This is a genomic window from Solidesulfovibrio sp. (assembly GCF_029978005.1).
GTDB lineage: Bacteria > Desulfobacterota > Desulfovibrionia > Desulfovibrionales > Desulfovibrionaceae > Solidesulfovibrio.
The window spans coordinates 1-2,845 of sequence record NZ_JARKOZ010000101.1; the positions used below are offsets into that span (position 1 = coordinate 1).

Sequence of the window (2,845 nt, forward strand, 5' to 3'; positions counted from 1 at the left end):
CCCCCCCCCCGGCCGGAGCGGCGGCCGCCCGCGAGCCGGCCGCCGATCCGGGAGACGTCGGCGACTAGCCGTTCTTCCTTTGCACAGGGAATCCCATGCCGTTCGACAGACGACTCATCTTCTGCATCAATTGGCCGCTTCTGGGGCTCACGGCGCTGCTGTTCGGCGTCGGCGTCCTCAACCTCTATTCGGCCAGCGGCTTCCGCATGGGCGACGAACTGTCCCTGCAGCCCTTCTACAACAAGCAGCTTTACTGGGGCCTGGGCGGGCTTTGCTGCATGGTCGGCATGGTGCTCTTCGACTACAAGCACCTGGGCACCATCGCCTGGCCGCTGACCATCGGCGTGGCCGTGCTGCTCGTCCTCGTGCTCGTTTTCGGCAAGACCGTGTCCGGAGCCAAGCGCTGGCTGCCCATCGGCGGCTTCGCCTTCCAGCCGAGCGAGTTGGCCAAGATCGCCATGCTGCTCTTGGCGGCCAAGATCCTGTCCAAGCGCTCGGAGCGCCTGGGCTGGCTGGAGCTGGCCGGCATCCTGGGCGTGACCCTGCCCGTGGCCGGCCTCATCATCGTCGAGCCCGACCTCGGCACCGGGCTCAACGTCCTTTTGCTCGTATGCGGCCTGATCCTTTACCGGGGCCTGACCGGGCCGGTGTTCAAGACCCTGGCCGTGGCCGGGCCGGCGCTCGTCCCCTGCGGCTGGTTCTTCCTCAAGCCCTACCAGAAGGGCCGCATCCTCACGCTCTTCGACCCCGAGCGCGACCCCCTGGGCGCGGGCTACCACATCATCCAGTCCCAGATCGCCATCGGCTCGGGCCAGACCTGGGGCAAGGGCTTTCTGGAAGGCACGCAGAGCCAGCTGCGCTATTTGCCGGAAAAGCACACCGACTTCGCCGTGGCCGTGTTCGCCGAGGAATGGGGCTTCGTCGGCGGCATCGTCCTGCTGACGCTTTTCTGCCTGTTTCTGCTGCAGTTCTACATCACGGCCCGCAATGCGAAAGACCGTTTCGGCAGCTACTTGGCCGCCGGGGTTTTCTTCTATTTCTTCTGGCAAATCCTCATCAACATGGGTATGGTGCTCGGCATCATGCCGGTCGTTGGCATCCCCCTGCCGTTCATCAGTTACGGGGGGAGCGCCACCATTGTGAACTTCACCCTCGTGGGCATCGTCGTCAACGTCTCCATGCGGCGCTTCCTCTTCAAGAAGGGCTAGCCGGAGGGGGGTCCGACGCGGCGCGCGGGGCGGTTCGCCCTGCCGGCCGCCGGAGGACCCCTGTGGGCAAACACGACATCAACGCCTTTCTCGGGGCCGGAACGTACTTCACGGGCCGGCTGGTCTTCGAGGGCGTGGTGCGTCTGGACGGCTGCTTCGACGGGGAGATCGCCTCGTCGGGGACCCTCATCGTCGGAAAAAACGCCAGGCTCACGGGGCAGGTCGCCGTGGGGCGTCTTTCCTGCGGCGGGTCCGTGACGGCCGAGGTCACGGCCGCGTCCAAGGTCACGATCACGTCCACGGGGCGGCTCACCGGTTCGGTGCGCACCCCGGCCTTGGTGGTGGAGGAGGGCGGCTGCCTCGACGGCGAGGTGGTCATGGAGGCCTCGGCCGCCGTGGCCGCGCCGGTGGTGGAGAGCCTGCCCCAGGGCGGGGGCGAGCCCCAGGAAAATAACGCCTGAAGCCATGCGCGGCGCGGTTTTGGCGGCGCGCGGCCGTCGCGGTTTTTGTCAAAAAGGGCTGGACAGGCCGGGCCAAATTCGCTACAGCCGCTTGCTGACTTTGCAAAAATTTTCACAACCTCCCGGAGGGTGCCGATGATTGACTTAAACGCCACGTTTTTCGTTCAAGCCGTCAATTTTCTGCTCATCCTGATCCTGCTCAACGTCATCCTCATCGGGCCCATCCGTCGCATGCTCAAAAAGCGGGCCGAGTTCGTCGCCTCGCAGATGGAAGGCATCGAATCGTTCACCGCTTCCGCCGACACCAAGCTCAAGGACTACGAGGCCGCCCTGGACGCCGCGCGCGTGGCCGCCACGGCCGGCCGCCTGGCCATGAAGGCCGAGGGCCAGACCAGGGAGAAGGCGATTCTGGACGCCGCCGCCGCGGAGGCCGCGTCCAAGGTGCAGGCGGCCCGGGCGGACATCGCCGCCCAGACCGACTCGGCGGAAAAGGCGCTCAAGGGCAAGGTGTCCGGATTGGCTTCCAAGGCCGTGGCCAAGGTGCTGGCGGCTTAGGGGTTTCGGGGGTTTACGTGGATTTCTCAAGGAAAGGGAGGGTTCAATTGAAAAGGCTCCACCTTATCGGCGCCGCGGCTTTCGTGCTCGGGCTGGCCGCAGTGGCCTACGCCTCCGGGGACGGCGCGGAAGCGGCGCACCATGGGCTCAACTGGAAGGACTTTCTGTTTCGGGTGATCAACTTCGTGCTGGTCTTCGCCGTGATCGCCAAGCTGGCCGGGAAGAAGATCGCGGGTTTCTTCCGCGGCCGGTCCCAGTCCATCGAGAACCAGCTGTCCGACCTTGACGCCCGCAAGGCCGACGCCGCCAAGCGCCTGGCCGACATCGAGGCTTCCATCAGCAACCTGGCCGAGGAGAAGGCGCGGATCGAGGAAGAGTATCGCCGCCAGGGCGAGGCCCTTCGCGACGCCATCGTCGCCGCCGCCGAGGCCAAGGCCGTGCAGATTCGCGAGCAGGCCGTGGCCGCGGCCGAGGCCGAAGCCAAGGTCGCCGTGCAGAAGCTGCGCGCCGAGCTGGCCGACGCCGTGGTCGGGGCCGCCACGACCATGCTCGAGAAGAAGCTGACCGCCAAGGACCAGGAAAAGCTTGTGGATGAATACTTAACAAAGGTGGTGTTCAATT

At 65.9% G+C, this 2,845-nt stretch carries 4 protein-coding genes; all 4 read left to right on the top strand.

Features of this window, described 5'->3' with window-relative positions:
* The first annotated feature begins 95 nt into the window (after nucleotides 1-95).
* Complete coding sequence (rodA, locus tag Q1K70_RS11925; RefSeq protein ID WP_300159711.1) at nucleotides 96-1,208, top strand: rod shape-determining protein RodA; 1,113 nt, start codon at nucleotides 96-98, stop codon at nucleotides 1,206-1,208.
* Between the two features lie 62 nt (nucleotides 1,209-1,270).
* Complete coding sequence (locus Q1K70_RS11930) at nucleotides 1,271-1,669, top strand: polymer-forming cytoskeletal protein (RefSeq protein ID WP_300159713.1); 399 nt, start codon at nucleotides 1,271-1,273, stop codon at nucleotides 1,667-1,669.
* A 135-nt stretch (nucleotides 1,670-1,804) separates the two neighbouring features.
* Nucleotides 1,805-2,224, top strand: coding sequence for an ATP synthase F0 subunit B (locus Q1K70_RS11935; protein ID WP_300159716.1), 420 nt, complete (start codon nucleotides 1,805-1,807; stop codon nucleotides 2,222-2,224).
* Nucleotides 2,225-2,271: 47 nt separating this feature from the next.
* Nucleotides 2,272-2,845, top strand: a 574-nt coding sequence (locus tag Q1K70_RS11940) for a F0F1 ATP synthase subunit B (RefSeq protein WP_300159719.1), incomplete at its 3' end; no start/stop codon positions are given.

Excerpts from the sequence above, each read along its gene's own strand:
- Q1K70_RS11935 (WP_300159716.1), top strand. The coding sequence starts at position 1,805 with ATGATTGACTTAAACGCCACGTTTTTCGTTCAAGCCGTCAATTTTCTG.
- rodA (WP_300159711.1), top strand. The coding sequence starts at position 96 with ATGCCGTTCGACAGACGACTCATCTTCTGCATCAATTGGCCGCTTCTG.